This window comes from Paraburkholderia sp. RL18-085-BIA-A (genome assembly GCF_046027075.1).
Lineage (GTDB): Bacteria > Pseudomonadota > Gammaproteobacteria > Burkholderiales > Burkholderiaceae > Paraburkholderia.
In genome coordinates this window covers 1-17,834 of the sequence record NZ_JARESU010000069.1, presented here as the reverse complement: position 1 = coordinate 17,834, position 17,834 = coordinate 1, and the positions used below count along the sequence as shown (strand labels likewise).

Below are 17,834 nucleotides of genomic sequence, written 5' to 3'. Positions count from 1 at the left end.
GGATGAGTTCGCCCCCGACCTCATCGCCTGCTGTGCGAGAATCAATACTTGCTTTTATTGGACAGCACGGTGATCGCCATGTACCAGCCCGGTACCAACCTCACTACCCCAATCCTTTCTGCTGATGCGACTGTGTGGTTTTCGGGGTATGGCTTCGGCTGGGAATACTGCGCCTTTGCGCTGCCTGCTGAAGCGGTTTGCGAAAGACTCGGGGCTGCGAACGAGACCCCAAAAAAATTGATGCGCGCCTTCGAGCTTGGCAAGCGCCGGGTTCTGCAGGCGATAGAGCAGAAAGCGTTGCCAATCACTGGCGAACGGATAGCGCTTTCGGCAGATGATCTCTAATGTAGGGCACACGCGCCGCTGATTGTGGTATCGCCGCACGGGCTGCGCCGCGCGCCTATGCCTCGGCGCCCATCAAGTTCGGACCAGTTTTTGCGCAACTTGCTGCGCTGGGCGACAGCCAGGATATGACGCTGCTATGCCATCAGTCGGTCTGGCATGGCGCGACGGGCGATGCGCTCTCTGACATGTAGATGGCGCTTTGACAGCCTATGTCGGAGCCAAGGCGGTGGCGCGCCGCAGAACGCTGACGCCGCTCTCCGCTCTTTCGCGGGACCGTGCTTATGCGCGAACTGCGCTATCAACGGGCTGGAGCGGCTGGTTACCAGGCGGGGCTTGGACTCGCTGGAAAGCGGCACTTTTTCTCGGCGCACACCCGGAGCGGCCCGTCGCAATTCTCGACAACAAACGTTCAAAACGAAATGCGCGAGCAATCCGGCCGTCAATGGTCTATGCCTTGGTCCTAATGACACTTGGCGAGGTCAACGTACGTTCGCCCGCGCGTGTCCTGAAGCGGGGCGCGAGGCAAGTTCAAGAGGCCGCCGCCGTGTTGCTTGATTGTCGATTAGATTGACCGAGCAGCGAGCTGCAAGCTCCACGCGCCATATAGCGAAATTCATACGGAGTTTGATCTATTGGCATGTTGCTGGATTGGGCCGAAGCATGAGAGAAGCGATTGCGTTCGACGCGCATCGCGAAAACCGCACATTTGCGTTCTCGCCCGCGGGTCGGCTGATGGCTTCTATGAGCAGAAAGCTGTTAAGGCCATTTCATCATCTCCGCGCCCGCAGGGCACCCCATCCCTGCAATCCTGCGTTCTCCTCAAGGAGCACCATCTTGATTCCCATCGAAACCCGCAACAGTTGCTAGTCGGCTTCGGAAGGCTGCCGACGTGCGTGCACATCCGTTAGCCTGCCACGCATGCGCACTCGGCGGCAACCCGCCCAAGTAGGAAAAGGGACTTCATGGAAAATTTTTAATGGGCTCGTCCGCTTTGCGATAACTGCGACTTGGTATCGTCAAAGCGAGCTCCGTAATTGCATCACGATCAGCCTCTAGCCCGATGTTGCTGCGGAAGTTTGTTTGCGTCAGGGTAGCAGGGATGCGAACCACTTTGCAAACGTAGATTTTCATGAGCTGTGGGACGCCGAGCGCTGCTTTGAAGTACCCTCAAGCCTTGAGCAGGTCAACAGGGGCTCGAATCAGCGCTCGGGTAACTCGTGCGCGAGTATGGCGAGTGATCTCCACAAGTGCTCCCGTTATCGCGCACGCTTCGGGAAAAGTTCACAGCGCGATGTACCCATCGCGGCCCATCAGGATTTCAAAAGGAATCCTTCCAATGCGCAGTTAAAGCTACGGCGACATTTACCCCCGGCAATTGAAACGAATAGTTTCGCGCTTGATCGTGCCTGTCCGGTCACCAGTCCATCATCTGTCTGAATAATGCAACCGTATAACGTGCGGACAAATTGTCCTGCAAAGGCTGAATGCCTCCTGCAAGCGTCCATGCGACGTGGGCGGATGATTGCGACGAGACCGGTTATGAGGCCCCACATGGTTCCCGCGCGGGCGCGGCGCATCCTGGATAAACATGAAAGTTCTCGGGTTCTTAACCATCGGCGGACGGAAAGTCGCACATCATCTTCGATCTGCGGCGAAGCTGCTCACAGTCCATTTGCAACGAGGCCTTGCACGCAACTGCCCGCCGCAACCGACCCCAGAAGATATCGCCCGCGGCATCGACATTGGAGTCGAGATTGAACGCGAGCGCCACGAGCGGTATCCTTTCGAATGGGAATGACGGGAATGGCCCAGACTTCCCCAAGCTTCAGCGGCGGCTTTTGACCGAGATGGAATGGACACCGCCTTTCCTCCGGGGAAGTGGGCACGATTGAGAGCGCCCCCAGGACCAAACGGCATCAATGTGCCAAAGTGGAGTTGTGCCGGTTCTGTCGCGGTAAGGCAAGCGGATCAAGCAAATATGCTATGCCAAGGATGGCTTACGAAACCAACGAGTAAAATTGCTGGGCGGCAGACAGCGAAGTTCTGCCCGAGTATTTCACCTGTCCTTTCTTGATCATGTGCATCAATTCGATGCCGCTCAGAATGACGCGCGCGCAGTTGAAATCCCTGAACCGGAGCATTGGTCGGGTTCGGCGTTTGATGGCTCGATGGTCCTGCTCCACGATGTTGTTCAAATACTTGGTCTGACGAACTTTGATGGGCGTCTCTCGCTCGCTGTTCATCGCGTTAAGCGCGGTCAAACTGGCGCCGCTTTTGTCGATGGTTACGGAATCGGGCGAGCCGTTCTGACCAATTGCTTTTTCGAAGAAGCGCCGCGCGGCAGCCTTCTCGCGCTTGGCTCTGAACAGAAAATCGATGGTGTGGCCTGGCTTATCCACTGCCCGGCAAAGATACTTCCACGAGCCCTTGACCTTGATATAGGTTTCGTCAACACGCCAGCTCTTGCCGACCGGACGCTTGTGCTTACGGAATGTCTTCTCGAACAGTGGCACCATCTTGATGACCCAGCGATGCACCGTCGAATGATCGACACAAATGTCGCGCTCGGCCATCATTTCCTCGAGATTGCGAAGACTCAGCGAGTAGGCAACGTACCATCGCACGCACAGCAGGATCACTTCAAGCGGATAGTGCAGCCGCTTCAGAACCTTGGCGATGCCCGGAGCAAGCGTCGATCGTGTCGTCATTGTCTTCTTCATCGTGTGGCCAGAGCGTTTTCGTACGCCTCGAATTTCACCTCGCCCGCGTTAATGCGACAGAGCGGGGTTCGGACACCTGGCATTCCATGGATGAGGTTTTTGCCGGCGATCTGGGGCGGCTGCATGCGCCGATGGAAATCAAGAATACTGAGACCATCAAGCAGGCGGTGATCGCCGGCATGGACATCAGCTTCCTGTCTGCACATACGATCAGCCTCGAAGTGCAAGCGGGTCTGCTGACGGTATTGGACGTGGTCGATTTTCCGATTCTGCGCCAATGGGGCGTCGCGCATCACGTCGACAAGCGGCTCGCTCCAGTTGCGCTCGCGTTCAAACATTTCCTGATCGAGGAGGGCGCAGCGCATATCGCAAGACTTACCGGTGTCAGCCGAGCAGGGCGCGTCGACGCCATTGCCTAGCGCCTCGAAAATCCGCTTAGGACACTGTCTGCCAGATCAGCACAACATTGAGCAGGACGATCAAGACCGTCGCGGCGAGTGCGGCCAACACGGTCTTCTTGCCGGCGACAAAATCGCCCATCACACTACGGCGGGACGACAGCACGACGAGCGCAACCAGCGGCAGTGGCAAGACGAGGCTCAACACCACCTGACTGCCGATCATCGCGTCCATCACATTGCTGTTCAGACCGACCACGAAGGCCGGCACTGCAGTAATCAGGCGCCGTGCCCAGATCGGAATTCTGAAGCCGACGAAGCCCTGCATGATCACCTGACCGGCCATCGTCCCCACCGCTGAACTCGAAATGCCGGACGCCAGCAACGAGACCAGAAACACGGTCGCGGCGCCCATACCCAGCAGGGGAATCAGCGTGTGATAGGCGACGCTGACGTCGGCCACGCCCGAGCCGGATTTGCCGAACACGGACGCCGACATCATCACCATCGCAAGATTCACGAAGGCCGCGAAGCCGATCGCAATGACGACTTCATTGTTTGAGAAGCGCAGTAGCCGCCGACGTTCGCCGTCGTTACGCGCAAGCGTGCGATTCTGCGTTAATCCGGAGTGCAGATAAAGTGTGTGCGGCATGATCGTGGCGCCGATGATCCCCACCGCGAGCGTCACGGACGACGCACCATGCAGATGCGGGACAACGGTACCCAAAAGTGCCGCATGCCAGTCCGGCGGCGCGATCACGAGTTCGCACAGATAGCTAAGACCGATCACCGCAACGAGCCCGGCAATCACTAGTTCAAGCGGACGAAAACCGCGTTTGTCGAGCGACAGGATGGCGAAGGTTACAACGCCAGTCACGCCCATCCCGACCACGAGCGAGACGTGAAACAGCAAGGAGATGCCTAATGCGCCGCCGAGGAATTCGGCGATATCCGTGGCAATGGCAGCCACTTCCGATGCGATCCACATGCCGATTACCACGGACGGCGAAAACTGCTCACGGCAGAGTTGTGCAAGATTGCGGCCTGTGACGATGCCGAGTTTCGCGGACATCGCCTGGAACAGCATTGCCACGAGGTTTGCAATCAACACCACCCAAAGCAATTGATAGCCGTACGTCGAGCCGGCTTGCAGGTTGGTGGCAAAGTTGCCAGGGTCCATATAGCCGACCGACGCGATCACCGCCGGCCCGACGAACGGTAGCAATGCCAGCAGGCCTTTGCTGCGTCCATCGAGTGACGCGCGCACCGCAAGCTCGGTCTGCAGCGTCACGCTGCCAGTCGGCCCGACGCCGGGTTGGATCAACTTGCAAAGTGGTGACGTCATGTTTGTTGGAGACTCTTCAAAATGAGGCAGAGCGGTTGGGGAGCGCAGCGCGCATGCGCCGCGCCCGCGACCGTGCGGATCAGATCGGCAGAATGTCCGGACGATTGTTCGGGAAGCGCGCGAGGTCTGCAGCACTGATGTTCAGCGTGTCCATGATCATCTGCGGCGGCGTGTGCGTCAGCCAGTCGGAGAGCGAAACTTCCGCGAAGTGGTCGGTCTTGAAGACTTCAACCATGACCAGGTCGGTGTCGCCGGTGTTCTCCACGTAATGTCCGAGACTCTTCTTCACGTAGCCGATGTCGCCTGCACGGAAGTCGGCGGTCGCCGCCTTCGGGCCCGTGTCGAATACCGTCATCCGGCCTTGACCCTTGATGTAGTACTGCCACTCGTCCGCGTTCGGATGCCAGTGCAACTCGCGGATGCCGCCCGGCTTGACCGTGACCAGCGCAGCGGCGATGTTTGCCGCTGCCTTGAAGTTACGGCTGTCGGCAATCTGCACCGTCCCGCCTTTGGTTTGTTTGAGCGGCGGCAAGTCGCCGAGCGAGAAGACGAACGGATGCATCGGCGCCCCGAGAGGGCTCGCCACTGCGCGTTGCGCGGCCTGCAGCGAGCCGGGGTCGTTGCCCTGGAAGATCCACAGATTGTCGAGAGGGATATTCTTGAATACGTCGGCCGGCACGTTGAAGTTCCGGGCGAGCACCTCGGGCGGCGTATGCGCAATCCAGTCCGTCACCAGGAGCGTGTTGAATTCGGATGCGCGGCCGTTGTCGAACGCGAGGACGAATTCAGCGCCGCTCGGACCAAGGCCTTGCAACGAGTGCGGCAGGCCCGGGGGGAAATACCAGAGGTCGCCGGTTTTGACATCGGCTACCTGCGGACGGCCTTGTTCGTCCAGGATCGTGATCCGGCATCTTCCGTCCACCATGATGGCCCACTCGGCCTGCTGGTGCCAGTGCATTTCACGGATGCCATTGGCCGAGAGACGCATGTTCACGCCCGAAATGTCCTCTGAAATCGCGAAGTCATCCTGCGTCACTTCACGCGCCCATCCGCCGTTCTGATAACGCTTGTGCGCATTGTTGAACGAGGCCCAGAAGAGCGGCATGCCGTTGATGTCGGTTGCGGGCGGATTCTGGAATGACGGGAACTGGTTGGCGATCGCAGGATTCTGCGGGCCCGGATCGCTCCGACTGGTCGGGCTCTGCGCGTTGATCAGGCCTTCGGGCGGCCGGTCCGGGTTGCCGAACGAGGCGGCTTTGGCCGTGGCCGCCGCGCCAAGGGCCGCAGCGGAAGCAGCGGCGCCGACCAGAACTTTGCGTCGAGACAGATCAGTCATGTTAATTCCTTTATATGCTTAAACGGGTTAATGCAGGTTGATTCCAGTTGCTTCATGTGGTGTGTCAATAATCAGGAAATTTAATCGCCTGGATTGTACGGGTACGTGTTATCAGATTAAGTATTGAGTGAGGTTGTTAATCGAAATGCCAGATCGGAAATAATCTGACGCCTGGTTGATTTCCTGCCGTCTCACACGTCTGGCGGGTATATCCTTCATGGAAACGGATCATAGGGTTCAGGCCCGACCTAAAACAGTTGTATTTTTCTGGCCAAACAATAACTGATTGCTTATGCGCAACTATGCAGCAGGGATTTCGAAACGTGAGTGAAGTTTATGAATCTGGATAATGAAGAAATTGTAATGATGTTGATCTGATTCGGTAATTACCCGGAACGTCGTTTATGGTGTGGGTTTAATCAGCGTTCGGTTCGGCACATTCGTTGCGGCATCGACAATGACGTACCGCCGGCGGCGGGTTAGGGTCGATCAGCGACCTTCGAGCCGTACGCCTTAGAGAGGCAGATGTGGGTATCTCCCTGTTGCTACTGAGTCCGTACGAGGCCATGCGCGTACGATCGACCGTGCCTTTGCAGCGGATGTCGTGCAGCCGGGGCTCCGCCAAAGCCCGCGGTAATGCCGCAATTCGCGACGATACCCCTGCGGTTCGCCTGCAGTTGCCGGCGGCGTGATGGGCTTACCCTGTTCCGCATGAGTTTCCGAGCGGGGCGGACCTTTCCTATTCGCCGGCGGTTTGTAGTCCATGGTGGCCATTCCACGAAGGCCACTCCACACCGCGTACCGTTTTGGTTCAAGCGTGTCAGCACGTTTGGCTTGTTACTGGTGACGATGTTTATCGGAAGTTCACATATGTTGATCGTACCCGCTCATCCCTTGCTCCTCTCCGCCTTCGTGCGGGCAGATTCCGCCTCCTCGCGGTTCGGCGTACCGGTTGCCCGTCGGCTACGTTGTCCCCGCAGCTTCACACCGAGCTGTTACCGGCTCAGCATCTCCAGGTAGGGAACGGTTGATGGAACAACCGGTTTCATCAGGTCATACTCTTTTCAGTGAAACAGAAACTCAAGCAACTTTCAGGTGGGACGTGAACATCCACTCCCACGTACACCGTCCTATCGTTCTCCATGCTGGCCTGCGTGACGGAAATCGCCGGGTGTGGCGCTGTCCACACCATGCGGCTCTGGCAGAAATGCTAACCCGCGATTGATTTCTCACGGCAGGCCAGCCTCTGCCTCACGGAAAGTCATAGTGTCTTAACAACCTGAACCGGACATCGTCGGACCCAGTCCGGCCATGAACGGGCAGTCGTCGACGCCTTCACCTAGACGTTCGAAAGTCAACTTAGTACCCAAACAAGAGACGTTCATGCGCGGATAATGCTGGTCGGGACATCGGCGAACGCCGCCGTCCGAGCGAGCGTCTCCCCCGCGTTGTCGCGAACAGCCGCTACCGACAAATCCGCTGCGCGCATCCAACTATGCTTGCCGTTGCGCGTACGCCGAGACAGGCTATGTTTTTCAATCACACCGCCATGCCTCTTGCGGGCGCGACAGACGTGGAAAGCCGAATCATATGTGCAAAAAGGCAGCGATAGACACGCCGATGCCCACGGCACCTGAACAGGCCGCCACGACGAAGAGCTTTCGACTGCCGATCAACGATGTAACCGCCGCTAGCGAAATAGCGACATTGATTAGCGCCAGCGCCTGACCAAACATGTGCTGCGGATGCTCCTTGCGCTCCGATTGCAGGTTTGCTTCGGCTACCTGCTGTTCCATCTCATGCGCCTTCGCCGAGATATCTTTCTTACGGTTCTCGTACTTGTTGATCTGATCGCGATAGTTCCGCTGCTTTTCGGGTCCGGACAACCCGGCGGCGATCTCCATCATGTGGCCTTTACTGGATTCGGCCTGGTAAAGATTCCATTCGTCGCTAGTTTTGCTTTGTAGCAGCACGGCCTGGTTCTTGAACAATAGGGCCTGCGTCTGCAGCACACCTTCTTCGTAATGTAGAAGACCCGCGATGGCGGCCAGTATCGCAGTGAAAACGGCTACCCAACGCGATAGAGGATCGCCTGCACGCGCTGCGTGTTCGATGGCTTCGTCATGGGGGGCATGTTCGTGCGACATGTTTCACTCTCCGTTTTGAAATAAAAAAAAAGCCCGCCTAAGCTGGCGGGCCGAATCCATGCGCCGAGGAAGAACATGGAGGAGACGGGTAAGCATAGATCATGGCCCCCCGGTACGCACTGCGGCGCAGCGTCTCACCTGACCTATTGCCCGTTGCGCCGGTTGGGCATCGACCGGTGTCGCGGGCAACGCCAAGGTATGGCCGATCCTCTGCCGGTCGACGCGACACTGACGAACGTCACTGTATGGGGACGAGATGGGTCCGATGCATCCGGCAACACACGGCCAGGCTGAGCCGTTCGCCCGCGCAATCGGACACGCATTCGAACGTCGGTCTATCGGCGAAGCGCCCCTTCATTCCCCACGCTGACCCTCCGCCTCGTCGGCCACCTCGGAAGTTCGGATTGAGCCGAGGCCGGTCATTCTGCGCCAGTCGCAACACCAGGCCCGCTGGTCAGAGGCCATTGTCACAGGGGGCTGGGTTTGGTCCGTTGGCTTGTACCGCATCCGTGCGAACGGTTGCCGTGGATGCGGGTTGGAGCACTGGACCCGGAGGGTCGTTCGCCGAGTACTCGACAAAGCCATCTTGCCGGCAGAAGCTCAAGAGACGGATGCGGGCACGTTGAGCGATGTCGATCGCGAGCGAGGTCGGCGCCGATATCGTGGCGAGCAACGCAATGTTCATTCGGGCCGTCTTGCGCACCAACTCGTAGCTCGCCCGGCTCGACAGAAAGACGAAGCCGTCCTGCATGTCTTCCTGGCGGCGAGCGAGACCGCCGATCAACTTGTCGAGTGCGTTGTGGCGACCCACGTCCTCGAACACTTCGACGATGGAGCCGTCAGGCTTGCACCATGCCGCAGCGTGGACTCCTCCGGTCTCGCGCATAAGGATCTGCCGGTCCGGTAGTTCGCGCGCTGCGGATTCGATCGCCGAAGGCGATACGTCGGGGGCACCCTGGCGACGCGCGATCTTCTGCGGTTGCAGATCCAGCAATTCGACGCTTTCGATCCCGCATACGCCGCAGCCGGTACGGCCGGCGAGGGCGCGCCGCTTGCCTTTCAATTGCAGGAACGCCGGTTGTGCAATCGTCAACTGCACCTCTGCGCTGTCGGCGTGCATGAAGACTTCGAGATCGTAGATGTCGGCGGCGCGCTCGACGATCCCTTCGGTCAGCGCAAAGCCCACCGCGAACGCTTCGAGATCGAGCGGGGTTGCCATCATGACCGCGTGCGAAATGCCGTTGAAGACAAGCGCAACCGGGAATTCCTCGACGACTCGATCCGTGACAACCGTCGACACGCCTCGCCGGCGGCGGACGATCGGGCGCGCAACGCTTCCGGTATGTTCGGTGGTTAGATCGCAGGACATCTTTTCTCCTTCGGGGCAGTGGAGTGCGGGGCGTCGCGCTTGAGCCGGCCCGCATTGCGTTGGACGCATCGTACGCACGCGGTGAGCGGCGGGAGGGTGCGAAGTGGGCCGCATCGGCAAGCTACAGAATGGCGGCCGCGCGATGCAGCCCGCGGTTATGTCAGCTGGTAGCGCCGGTCCGGCTTCGTTTCGGCAGGAAGCGCTTCGTCGCACAGTTCGAGCAGCGAGCGCTCGATATTGCCGGTCATCGCGTCGAGCGCCAGGTTGTTCGGCGCAAGGCCGAAGGGTTCGGATACTTCGCTTGCGATCGCCTCGAGCGCAATCAGCGTGTACGACACGAACACGGAGATGAGTGGGGTTGCGGTGCCGATCGAATCGACCAGGCCGAACGGCAGCAGCAAGCAGTAGGCGTACACGGTGCGATGGAGCAGCACGGCGTACGGGTAGGGGATCGGTGTCGACGCGATTCGCTCGCAGCCGCCGACCATCGTTCCCAGTTCGTTGAGCTGGTTGTCGAACATCCACGCCTGCGTGTCGGAGATCGCCCCGCGCCGCTGCAACTTGCTCACCGTATGCCGGAACTCGTTCAGGAGCACTGTGGGCCGATAGTGTTTTGCATGCAGCACACGGGCTCGCTCGGCGCCGAGGTAGCGCAGGAGATCGGGCGTCGGATCGGTCTTGCGCAAATGATGCTTGAGTGCATAGACGAAGCCGATGAGCCCGCGCACGAAGTCGGTCCGGTCGAACTTCGCCGCATCGTCCGGCACGTAGCAAAGCGCTTGCGACGTCAGATTGCGCGCCGAGATGAGGATATTCCCCCAAAGGCGCCGGGCCTCCCAGAAGCGGTCGTAGCTCGCGTTGTTCCGAAATGCGAGGAAGATCGTGAGCGCAACGCCGCACAGCGTGAACGGCGTGGTGTTGAGCGGAATACTCGCCCCGAACCTGTACCCGTGTGCGATGACCGCCAGTACCCCCACCAGCGCGAGGACGGCCAGTTGCGGAATGATCGATTGAAGTACCGATCCATTCCACACGAACAGCATGCGGAACCAGTTATGCGGGGGCCTGACGATCACTTCGCGCTCCAGTGTTTGGCGGTGTAAGACTATCGATCAATGGTGGACCGGAATGACCTTGCCGCGGAACAGGTGGTACTGGTACAGGTTGTAGCCGATCATGATCGGCATCACGGTGCCGATGCCGATCAGCATGAAGATCAGCGTCGTGCTGTTCGACGCGGCAGACGCGATGCTCAGCTGTCCCGGCACGATATCCGGGAAGAGGCTGACAGCGAGGCCGGCGAACGATGCGACGAACAGGACCATCGACGCATTGAACGGCCCGTGCTCGCTGCCCATATACACCGAATAGAGGACGTAGCAGAACGCCAGCGCCGCGACGATCGCCAGGGCGACCAGCACATGGAACACACCAGCTTGTGCCCAACGCTCGGCGCCGATCGGGCTCACGATCAGCGTGCCGATCGAGATCACGATGGCGGCGGCGACCGTCGTGACGACCGCGATCATCGAGTAGCGCCGTGCAGCCGCTTGCAGCCGGCCATTGGTCTTCTTCACGAGCCACGTTGCGCCGAGCAGCGCATAGCCCGACACGACGCCGATTGCGGTCATCGCGACGAATCCCACGTGAAGGCTGCCAGGCAACAGGCCGGTGATGACGTTCCCAAGAATCACCCCCTGGCACGCAGCGGCTAACAGGCTGCCGATGCCGAACACGCGGTCCCATATCGGTCGTGCGCCTGTCGCGGCGTGACGGAATTCGATCGCGGCGCCACGCATGATCAGGCTCGCGATCAGCACCATCACAGGCACGTACAGGTCCGACAGTAAAGTCGCATACGCTGCCGGGAATGCCCCGAAGAGGGCGCCGCCGAGCACGACGAGCCACGTTTCGTTGGCGTCCCAGACGTGCCCGATTGACTGGATCATCAGGTCTCGCTCGGATTCCTTCGAACGGAAGAGACTCAGGATGCCGACACCGAGGTCGAAGCCGTCGGTGATCACGTAAAGCACGAGCATCAGTCCGATCAGGCAAAACCATGCCTGACTTAACAAACTTTCAGCAGTGACTGGATTCATTTTGAGTGACCTTTTTCGATTATCTTGAACGGAGCCGTAGTCGGATCAATACTCGACGGCCGTGCGCGCGACGGATTGATGTGACGGCTCGGCCGGGGGTGAGAGCGTGACGTCGGGCCCGTTCTTCAGCCAGCGGCGTGCGAAGTAGAAGAACGACGACAGCAAGACCACGTAGAAGACGGCGAACATCACCATGCTGCCGGTAATCGCAATAGGAGAGATGGCGGAGGCCGCGTGTTCGGTGCGGAGCAATCCGTACACGACCCAAGGCTGGCGACCGACTTCGCGCACGATCCAGCCGCATTCGACCGCGATATATGGCAGCGGAATGGCCAGTACCCACGCGAGCAGCAACTTGCGTTGCGCGAGCAGCGCATCGAGCCGGCCGCGCGCCTTGCGCAATGCGAATGTCGTCCAGAAAGCAAGGACCATGAAGAGGAAGCCGATGCCTGCCATCGCGCGGAACGTGTAGTAGAGGAGCGGCAGCAGTGGCGGCTGGTCGGCGACCGGAATGTCCGCGAGGCCCTTCACCTGGCCGTGCAGGCTGTGCGTGCCGAGGACGCTCAGCAGGCCGGGGACTTCGATCGACCAGTCGTTGCGTTGTTTCGCCTTGTCGGGCCATGCGAGCAGCGACCAGGAAGCGCCGGTGCCGGGGGCGTTGGTTTCCCAGTGACCTTCGATCGCCGCGCCCTTGGCCGGCTGGGTTGCGAAGACGTCGACGCCGCTCGAATCGCCGAGCCAGATCTGCACCGGCGCGATGAACACGAGCAACAGCAGCGCGAGCTTGAACGAGCGCACGAAAAATTCGGGATTGCGGCGCTTCAGCAGGTAGTAGGCAGAAAGTCCGGCGACGACCACGAGGCCGGTTTCGAGCGCGGCGAACCACATGTGCGACACGCCCCAGACCATGTCCGGGTTGAAGATGGCCTTCACATAGTCGGTCACGACGACTTTGCCGTCGACGACCGCGACGCCGGCCGGCGTCTGCATCCACGAGTTGGTGACCATGATCCAGAACGCGGAGATCGACGATCCGAGGGCGACCATCGAGGTGGCGAACAGATGCACCCCCTTCGGCACACGCCCCCAACCAAGCATCATGATGCCGACGAAACCCGCTTCGAGCATGAAGGCCATCGCGCCTTCGAAGCCGAGGATGTTGCCGACGAACTGGCCGGTGAATTGCGAAAACGGTCCCCAGTTGGTGCCGAACTGAAACTCCATCGGAATGCCGCTCACGACGCCGACGGCAAAATTCAGAACAAGCAGCTTGCTCCAGAAGCGCGCATGCCGATACCACACGACCTCGCTCGTACGCACCCATAGAATTTCGACGACGAGCAGAAAGGCCGACAGACTGATCGTCAGAATGGGCCACAGGATATGGAAGATAGCGGTCATTGCGAACTGGCCGCGTGCGAGATGTAAGGCTTCGAGTGGCATATCGGGCACCAAAGGCAAAGTGAAAATCAGATGAGCGCGCCGCCCGGCGCGCTGTTCAACTCATGAGGCGGTGGCCTCACGCTGCGGCGCTTGCGGCCGGCGGCGCGGACCGATGCAGCAGCACTGGCACCGACTTGGAGGTCGGCGTGTTGCAGACGTCGCCGACGCTCGAGAGCGGGACGAGCGGGTTCGTCTCGGGGTAGTACGAGCCGATGCAGCCACGCGGAATGTCGTACTCGACGAGCAGGAACGAGTCGGCCCGCCGTTCGATGCCGTCGTCCCACACGGTCGTCATGTCGACCCAATCGCCCGCTTTGAAACCGAGCATGTCCAGGTCCCTGGGGTTCACGAACACGACACGGCGTTGGCCGAACACGCCGCGGTAGCGGTCGTCGAGCGCGTAGATCGTCGTGTTGTACTGGTCGTGCGAACGGGTCGTCATCAGCGTCATCACGCGTTCGCCGTGCAGCTTCTTCGCGCGGCGGATCGGGGTGTCCTCCTCGATCTGATGGACGACGAAGTTTGCCTTGCCGGTAGGGGTCTGCCAGTCGCGCTCGCGGGAGGCGATGCGCAGGTGAAAGCCGCCCGGATTCGCGATCCGTTCGTTGTAGTGTTCGAAGTCGTCGAGGACGCTCGCGATCGCGTCGCGCACGCGCGCATAATCTTTTGCGTAGCCGAGCCAGTCGACTTTCGCGCTTCCGAGCGTCGCGTTGGCAATGTGCGCGACGATCGCGGGTTCCGACATCAGGTTCTTCGATGCCGGGATGTTCATGCCGTAGGAGACGTGGACCATGCTCATCGAGTCTTCGACAGTCACGCCTTGCGACACGCCGCCCTGGATGTCGATTTCGGTGCGACCCAGGGTCGGCAGGATGAGCGCGTCCTTGCCGTGCACGAGATGGCTGCGGTTGAGCTTGGTGGTGATATGGACGGTCAGGTCGCAGGCGCGCAGCGCATCCCACGTGCGCGGCGTGTCCGGTGTCGCAATCGAGAAGTTGCCGCCGAGGCCGAGGAACACCTTCACATGGCCCTCGAGCATCGCTTCGATCGTTTCGACGACGTCGTAGCCGTGCTCGCGCGGCGGCTCGAAATCGAACACCTGGCCGAGGCGGTCGAGGAATGCCTGCGACGGCTGCTCTTCGATGCCGACCGTACGGTTGCCCTGCACGTTCGAGTGGCCGCGAACCGGGCACAGGCCCGCGCCTTCGCGACCGATATTGCCGCGCATCATCATCAGGTTCGACAGCATGTGCACGGTCGCAACCGAGTTCTTGTGCTGCGTGAGACCCATACCCCAGGTTGCGATCACGCGTTTGCCGTTGACGTAGATGCGGGCGAGGCCTTCGATGTCTTCGCGGGCCACACCCGATTCGGCTTCGAGCGCGGTCCAGCTTGCGGCGCGCAGATCGGTTGCGAAAGCCTCGAAGCCGGAGGTGTGCTGTGCGATGAACGCGACGTCAAGAATGCGTTCGGTGCCTTGCGCGAGCGCTTCGTCATCGAGTTCGAGCACGCGCTTCGCGACGCCTTTAAGCAGCGCGAAATCACCGGCGAGCTTCGGCTGGATGAAGGTCGATGCGATCTTTGTGCTCGACATTGTCAGCATTTCCAGTGGGTGCTGGGGACTTGAGAAGCGCTCGAGCCCTCGCTCCTTCAGTGGATTGATCGACACGATGATGGCGCCGCGTTTGGCGCATTCGCGCAGCTCGCCGAGCATGCGCGGGTGGTTCGTCGCGGGATTCTGGCCGAAGATCAGCAGCGTATCGGCGAGTTCGAAATCGTCAAGCGTGACCGTGCCCTTGCCGATCCCGACCGTGGTGGGCAGGCCGCGGCTCGTCGCCTCGTGGCACATGTTCGAGCAATCCGGGAAGTTGTTGGTGCCGTACATGCGCACAAACAGCTGATACAGGAATGCGGCTTCGTTGCTCGCGCGGCCCGACGTGTAGAACGCTGCCTGGTCCGGGTTGTCGAGCGTATTCAGGTGCTTCCCGATCAGCCGGAACGCGTCGTCCCAGGAGATCGGCTGGTACTTGTCGGAGAGCGCGTTATAGACCATCGGGTCGGTCAACCGGCCGTGCTGTTCGAGTTCGTAATCGGTCTGCTTCATCAGCGTCTCGACCGTGTACTCGTCGAAGAACGCGGGTGTCACGCGCTTGCTGGTCGCCTCGGCGGCAACCGCCTTCACACCGTTCTCGCAGAACTCGAAGGTCGAAGCATGTTGGCGGTCCGGCCACGCACAGCCGGGACAATCGAAACCGTCAGGCTGATTCTGTTTGAAGAGGGTCTTGTAGTTGCCGCCTGCAACCTTCTCCTTGATCAGGTTGATGGCAACGTACTTCAGTGCGCCCCAGCCGGCGGCCGGGTGATGATAGGGCTCGATGCGACCCTGCGGCTTGGATTTTTCCATGACATCAGCTCCGTAGACTTACGCTTTGCTTGCGCCTTGGAGGTCGGGAGTATCGCGTGGCGCGTGCGGTGACTGAAGGTTAAGAGTCTTCGACCATGCGCAGAGCGCACAAAGCTGTGGTGATGAAAAGAGTACAGTTCAGGTACGACGCCACGCCCCGAAAACTGTGCCCTGGAAGAGTACAGTTGACCGCTAAACGCGGGAGGTCGCGACACAGCCCGCGCCGCGATGGAACGTCGCGCTAACTGGAGAGAGTCGGTGAAGTTATACGAGAGGTTGGCGAAGGACATCGAACGCCAGGTCCGGCGCGGCGTGTTTCGCCACGGCGATCGCATCCCATCGGTCAGGCAGACGAGCCAGCATCACAAGCTCAGCATTACGACGGTGATCCACGCGTATTTGCTGCTCGAAAGCAAGGGCATCATCGAAAGCCGCCCGCAATCCGGGTACTTCGTTCGTCTCACGCCGGCCAGCGCAGGCAATACGGCTGCGAATGAGCTGCTGACTTCGAAGCCGATCGCGGTGTCCGCGCAAGTGGACGTCAGCCGGCTCGTGTTGTCCACATTGCGTTCGATCGGAACCGAGTCGGCGGTGCCGCTGGGCTCGCCTTACCCCGACCCGAAGTTGTTCCCGCTCGACAAGATCAACCGCTATGCCTACCGTATCGCGCGACGCAAGACCCAGTGGGGTTTGGCCGCTGAACTACCGCCGGGGAATCCGCAATTGATCCGACAAATCGCGCGCCGGTACCTGGAGAACGGCGTGACGGTGGATCCCAACGAGATTGTCGTGACGCTCGGGGCGACCGAGGCCATCAATCTGTGCTTGCAAGCCGTCGCGAAGCCCGGTGATACGGTGGCCGTCGAGTCGCCGACGTTCTACGCGATGCTGCACGCGATCGAGCGGATGGGAATGCGCGCGATCGAAGTCGCGACGCATCCTCATGAAGGAATCGATATTGGCGCGCTTTCCCGGCTTCTCGACACGCGTCGCATCGCGGCGTGCATGGTGATGCCGAATTTCCAGAATCCCCTCGGGTTCCAGATGCCCGACGAGAGAAAGCGCGATCTGGTCGAGCTGCTTGAGCGGCACGACGTGCCGGCTATCGAAAGCGACGTCTACAACGAACTGTATTTCGGCAACTCGCATCCCAGTCCCCTCAAGTCGTACGATACGAAAGGGCTGGTACTGCACTGCGCGTCGTTTTCAAAGAGCCTGACATCCGCGTATCGGATTGGCTGGACGATTCCCGGCCGTTACCGGGACCAGGTCGAAAAACTCAAATTTCTCAATACGCTGACGACGCCGTGGGTGCCGCAGCTCGCGATCGCGGAATACCTGGAGAAGGACGGCTACGAACATCACTTGCGGCGCGTACGCAAGGCGTTTGCGCAGCAGGCGGACCTCATGGTTGCGACCGTCAAGAGGTTTTTCCCCGAAGGCACGCGCACGTCGCATCCGATGGGTGGGTACGTGCTGTGGGTCGAACTGCCGCCAGACGTGGACTCGATGAAGCTCTACCAGCTCGCGCTCGAACAAGGCATTACGATCGGGCCGGGTTATATGTTCTCCACGACGAACAGCTACCGCAATTTCATCCGGCTCAATTACAGCTATACGTGGTCGCCGGAAATCGAAAAGGCGCTGATCACGGTCGGCAAGCTCGTCGGCGTGTGCATGCGCTAAGCGTCGACACTTGCGCGTGGCCTTATGCCGGGCTGTCAAGTCGCGCGGCAGGCCTGAGCGGCGGTGCAGCTCCAGATGAGGTCCGCTCGCGTGCCTGACCCGATACGCGATCGTATCGAGGATCATGTGGGGCCATTCTGTTCGGCGCGCGATAGGACGTATGCGCCGAGGACAAGGGTCGCAGCAATGCTGACGAACCCGAGCGTACGTTAGGCGCTAACGAATACTTCGATTGATACCTGCGTATGACGCGAGTCGATATCAGCCGCCCGTCACCGGCGGAAAGAACGCCACTTCACAACCGTCCGTCAGTTGGAAACTTCCCGCGCGCATCACATGATCGACGGCCGCTCGAACGGGACGCCCGGTTGTGAGCGCTTCGCGAAGCGCCGAACTGCGTTGCGCCAGCAGCGTGCGCAAGCTGTCCACGGTCGGCGTAGCGTCCGCGCCCGCGTTTAGTGTGACCGTTTCATGCGTCAGTCCGGTTGCTTCGCGGATGCTTGCGAAATACTTGACTTCAATCCTCATGTTCGACGCCTAAG

Annotated in this window: 13 protein-coding genes and 2 pseudogenes; 4 read left to right on the top strand and 11 right to left on the bottom strand. The window is 60.1% G+C overall.

Annotation, left to right across the window (positions count from 1 at the left end; all coding sequences use genetic code 11):
- Positions 1–48: 48 nt before the first annotated feature.
- A complete protein-coding gene (locus P0D89_RS32885) occupies positions 49–345 on the top strand; it encodes a hypothetical protein (protein ID WP_408365285.1) in 297 nt (98 codons plus the stop codon).
- Positions 346–982: 637 nt separating this feature from the next.
- On the opposite strand, the pseudogene P0D89_RS54680 reads toward P0D89_RS32885, so the two are convergent.
- Positions 983–1,092: pseudogene (locus P0D89_RS54680) on the bottom strand (IS6 family transposase); the annotation flags it as partial.
- An 841-nt stretch (positions 1,093–1,933) separates the two neighbouring features.
- Here P0D89_RS54680 and P0D89_RS32880 point away from each other — a divergent pair.
- Positions 1,934–2,143 carry a hypothetical protein gene (locus P0D89_RS32880; RefSeq protein ID WP_408365283.1) on the top strand — a complete coding sequence of 70 codons (210 nt, stop codon included), beginning with the start codon at positions 1,934–1,936 and terminating at the stop codon, positions 2,141–2,143.
- 199 nt (positions 2,144–2,342) lie between these two features.
- On the opposite strand, the gene P0D89_RS32875 is transcribed toward P0D89_RS32880, so the two are convergent.
- Entirely contained in the window at positions 2,343–3,065 is a 723-nt protein-coding gene (locus P0D89_RS32875) for an IS6 family transposase (protein ID WP_408377742.1), read from the bottom strand.
- A 59-nt stretch (positions 3,066–3,124) separates the two neighbouring features.
- Between P0D89_RS32875 and P0D89_RS32870 the strand changes: the two are divergent.
- Positions 3,125–3,484 (top strand): annotated as a pseudogene (locus P0D89_RS32870) (LysR substrate-binding domain-containing protein); the annotation flags it as partial.
- Positions 3,485–3,500: 16 nt separating this feature from the next.
- On the opposite strand, the gene P0D89_RS32865 reads toward P0D89_RS32870, so the two are convergent.
- The 8 genes from P0D89_RS32865 to P0D89_RS32830 form a co-directional block, all read right to left on the bottom strand.
- On the bottom strand, positions 3,501–4,808 hold the full coding sequence (locus P0D89_RS32865; RefSeq protein ID WP_408365279.1) for an Nramp family divalent metal transporter: 1,308 nt from the start codon (positions 4,806–4,808) through the stop codon (positions 3,501–3,503).
- 79 nt (positions 4,809–4,887) lie between these two features.
- Positions 4,888–6,144 carry a cupin domain-containing protein gene (locus P0D89_RS32860; RefSeq protein WP_408365277.1) on the bottom strand — a complete coding sequence of 419 codons (1,257 nt, stop codon included), beginning with the start codon at positions 6,142–6,144 and terminating at the stop codon, positions 4,888–4,890.
- A 1,586-nt stretch (positions 6,145–7,730) separates the two neighbouring features.
- On the bottom strand, positions 7,731–8,291 hold the full coding sequence (locus P0D89_RS32855) for a DUF4337 domain-containing protein (protein ID WP_408365275.1): 561 nt from the start codon (positions 8,289–8,291) through the stop codon (positions 7,731–7,733).
- 454 nt (positions 8,292–8,745) lie between these two features.
- The gene (gene fdhD, locus P0D89_RS32850; RefSeq protein ID WP_408365273.1) at positions 8,746–9,660 is read right to left on the bottom strand and encodes a formate dehydrogenase accessory sulfurtransferase FdhD; all 915 of its coding nucleotides are present in this window, start codon (positions 9,658–9,660) and stop codon (positions 8,746–8,748) included.
- 155 nt (positions 9,661–9,815) lie between these two features.
- A complete protein-coding gene (locus P0D89_RS32845; protein ID WP_408365271.1) occupies positions 9,816–10,736 on the bottom strand; it encodes a bestrophin family protein in 921 nt (306 codons plus the stop codon).
- A gap of 36 nt (positions 10,737–10,772) precedes the next feature.
- A complete protein-coding gene (cydB, locus tag P0D89_RS32840) occupies positions 10,773–11,759 on the bottom strand; it encodes a cytochrome d ubiquinol oxidase subunit II (RefSeq protein WP_408377740.1) in 987 nt (328 codons plus the stop codon).
- Positions 11,760–11,804: 45 nt separating this feature from the next.
- Positions 11,805–13,202, bottom strand: coding sequence for a cytochrome ubiquinol oxidase subunit I (locus P0D89_RS32835; protein ID WP_408367306.1), 1,398 nt, complete (start codon positions 13,200–13,202; stop codon positions 11,805–11,807).
- A 76-nt stretch (positions 13,203–13,278) separates the two neighbouring features.
- Positions 13,279–15,606: an FdhF/YdeP family oxidoreductase gene (locus P0D89_RS32830; RefSeq protein WP_408367308.1), complete on the bottom strand. Its 2,328-nt coding sequence runs from the start codon at positions 15,604–15,606 to the stop codon at positions 13,279–13,281.
- 258 nt (positions 15,607–15,864) lie between these two features.
- Between P0D89_RS32830 and P0D89_RS32825 the strand changes: the two genes are divergently transcribed.
- Positions 15,865–17,292, top strand: a complete 1,428-nt coding sequence (locus P0D89_RS32825; protein ID WP_408367310.1) for an aminotransferase-like domain-containing protein — start codon at positions 15,865–15,867, stop codon at positions 17,290–17,292.
- A 261-nt stretch (positions 17,293–17,553) separates the two neighbouring features.
- Here the strand turns inward: P0D89_RS32825 and P0D89_RS32820 are convergent, their stop codons facing one another.
- On the bottom strand, positions 17,554–17,820 hold the full coding sequence (locus P0D89_RS32820; protein WP_408367312.1) for a MoaD/ThiS family protein: 267 nt from the start codon (positions 17,818–17,820) through the stop codon (positions 17,554–17,556).
- Between the last annotated feature and the right edge of the window lie 14 nt (positions 17,821–17,834).

Excerpts from the sequence above, each read along its gene's own strand:
- P0D89_RS32880 (WP_408365283.1), top strand. The coding sequence starts at position 1,934 with ATGAAAGTTCTCGGGTTCTTAACCATCGGCGGACGGAAAGTCGCACAT.
- P0D89_RS32875 (WP_408377742.1), bottom strand. The coding sequence starts at position 3,065 with ATGAAGAAGACAATGACGACACGATCGACGCTTGCTCCGGGCATCGCC.
- P0D89_RS32865 (WP_408365279.1), bottom strand. The coding sequence starts at position 4,808 with ATGACGTCACCACTTTGCAAGTTGATCCAACCCGGCGTCGGGCCGACT.
- P0D89_RS32860 (WP_408365277.1), bottom strand. The coding sequence starts at position 6,144 with ATGACTGATCTGTCTCGACGCAAAGTTCTGGTCGGCGCCGCTGCTTCC.
- P0D89_RS32855 (WP_408365275.1), bottom strand. The coding sequence starts at position 8,291 with ATGTCGCACGAACATGCCCCCCATGACGAAGCCATCGAACACGCAGCG.
- fdhD (WP_408365273.1), bottom strand. The coding sequence starts at position 9,660 with ATGTCCTGCGATCTAACCACCGAACATACCGGAAGCGTTGCGCGCCCG.
- cydB (WP_408377740.1), bottom strand. The coding sequence starts at position 11,759 with ATGAATCCAGTCACTGCTGAAAGTTTGTTAAGTCAGGCATGGTTTTGC.
- P0D89_RS32835 (WP_408367306.1), bottom strand. The coding sequence starts at position 13,202 with ATGCCACTCGAAGCCTTACATCTCGCACGCGGCCAGTTCGCAATGACC.
- P0D89_RS32830 (WP_408367308.1), bottom strand. The coding sequence starts at position 15,606 with ATGGAAAAATCCAAGCCGCAGGGTCGCATCGAGCCCTATCATCACCCG.
- P0D89_RS32820 (WP_408367312.1), bottom strand. The coding sequence starts at position 17,820 with ATGAGGATTGAAGTCAAGTATTTCGCAAGCATCCGCGAAGCAACCGGA.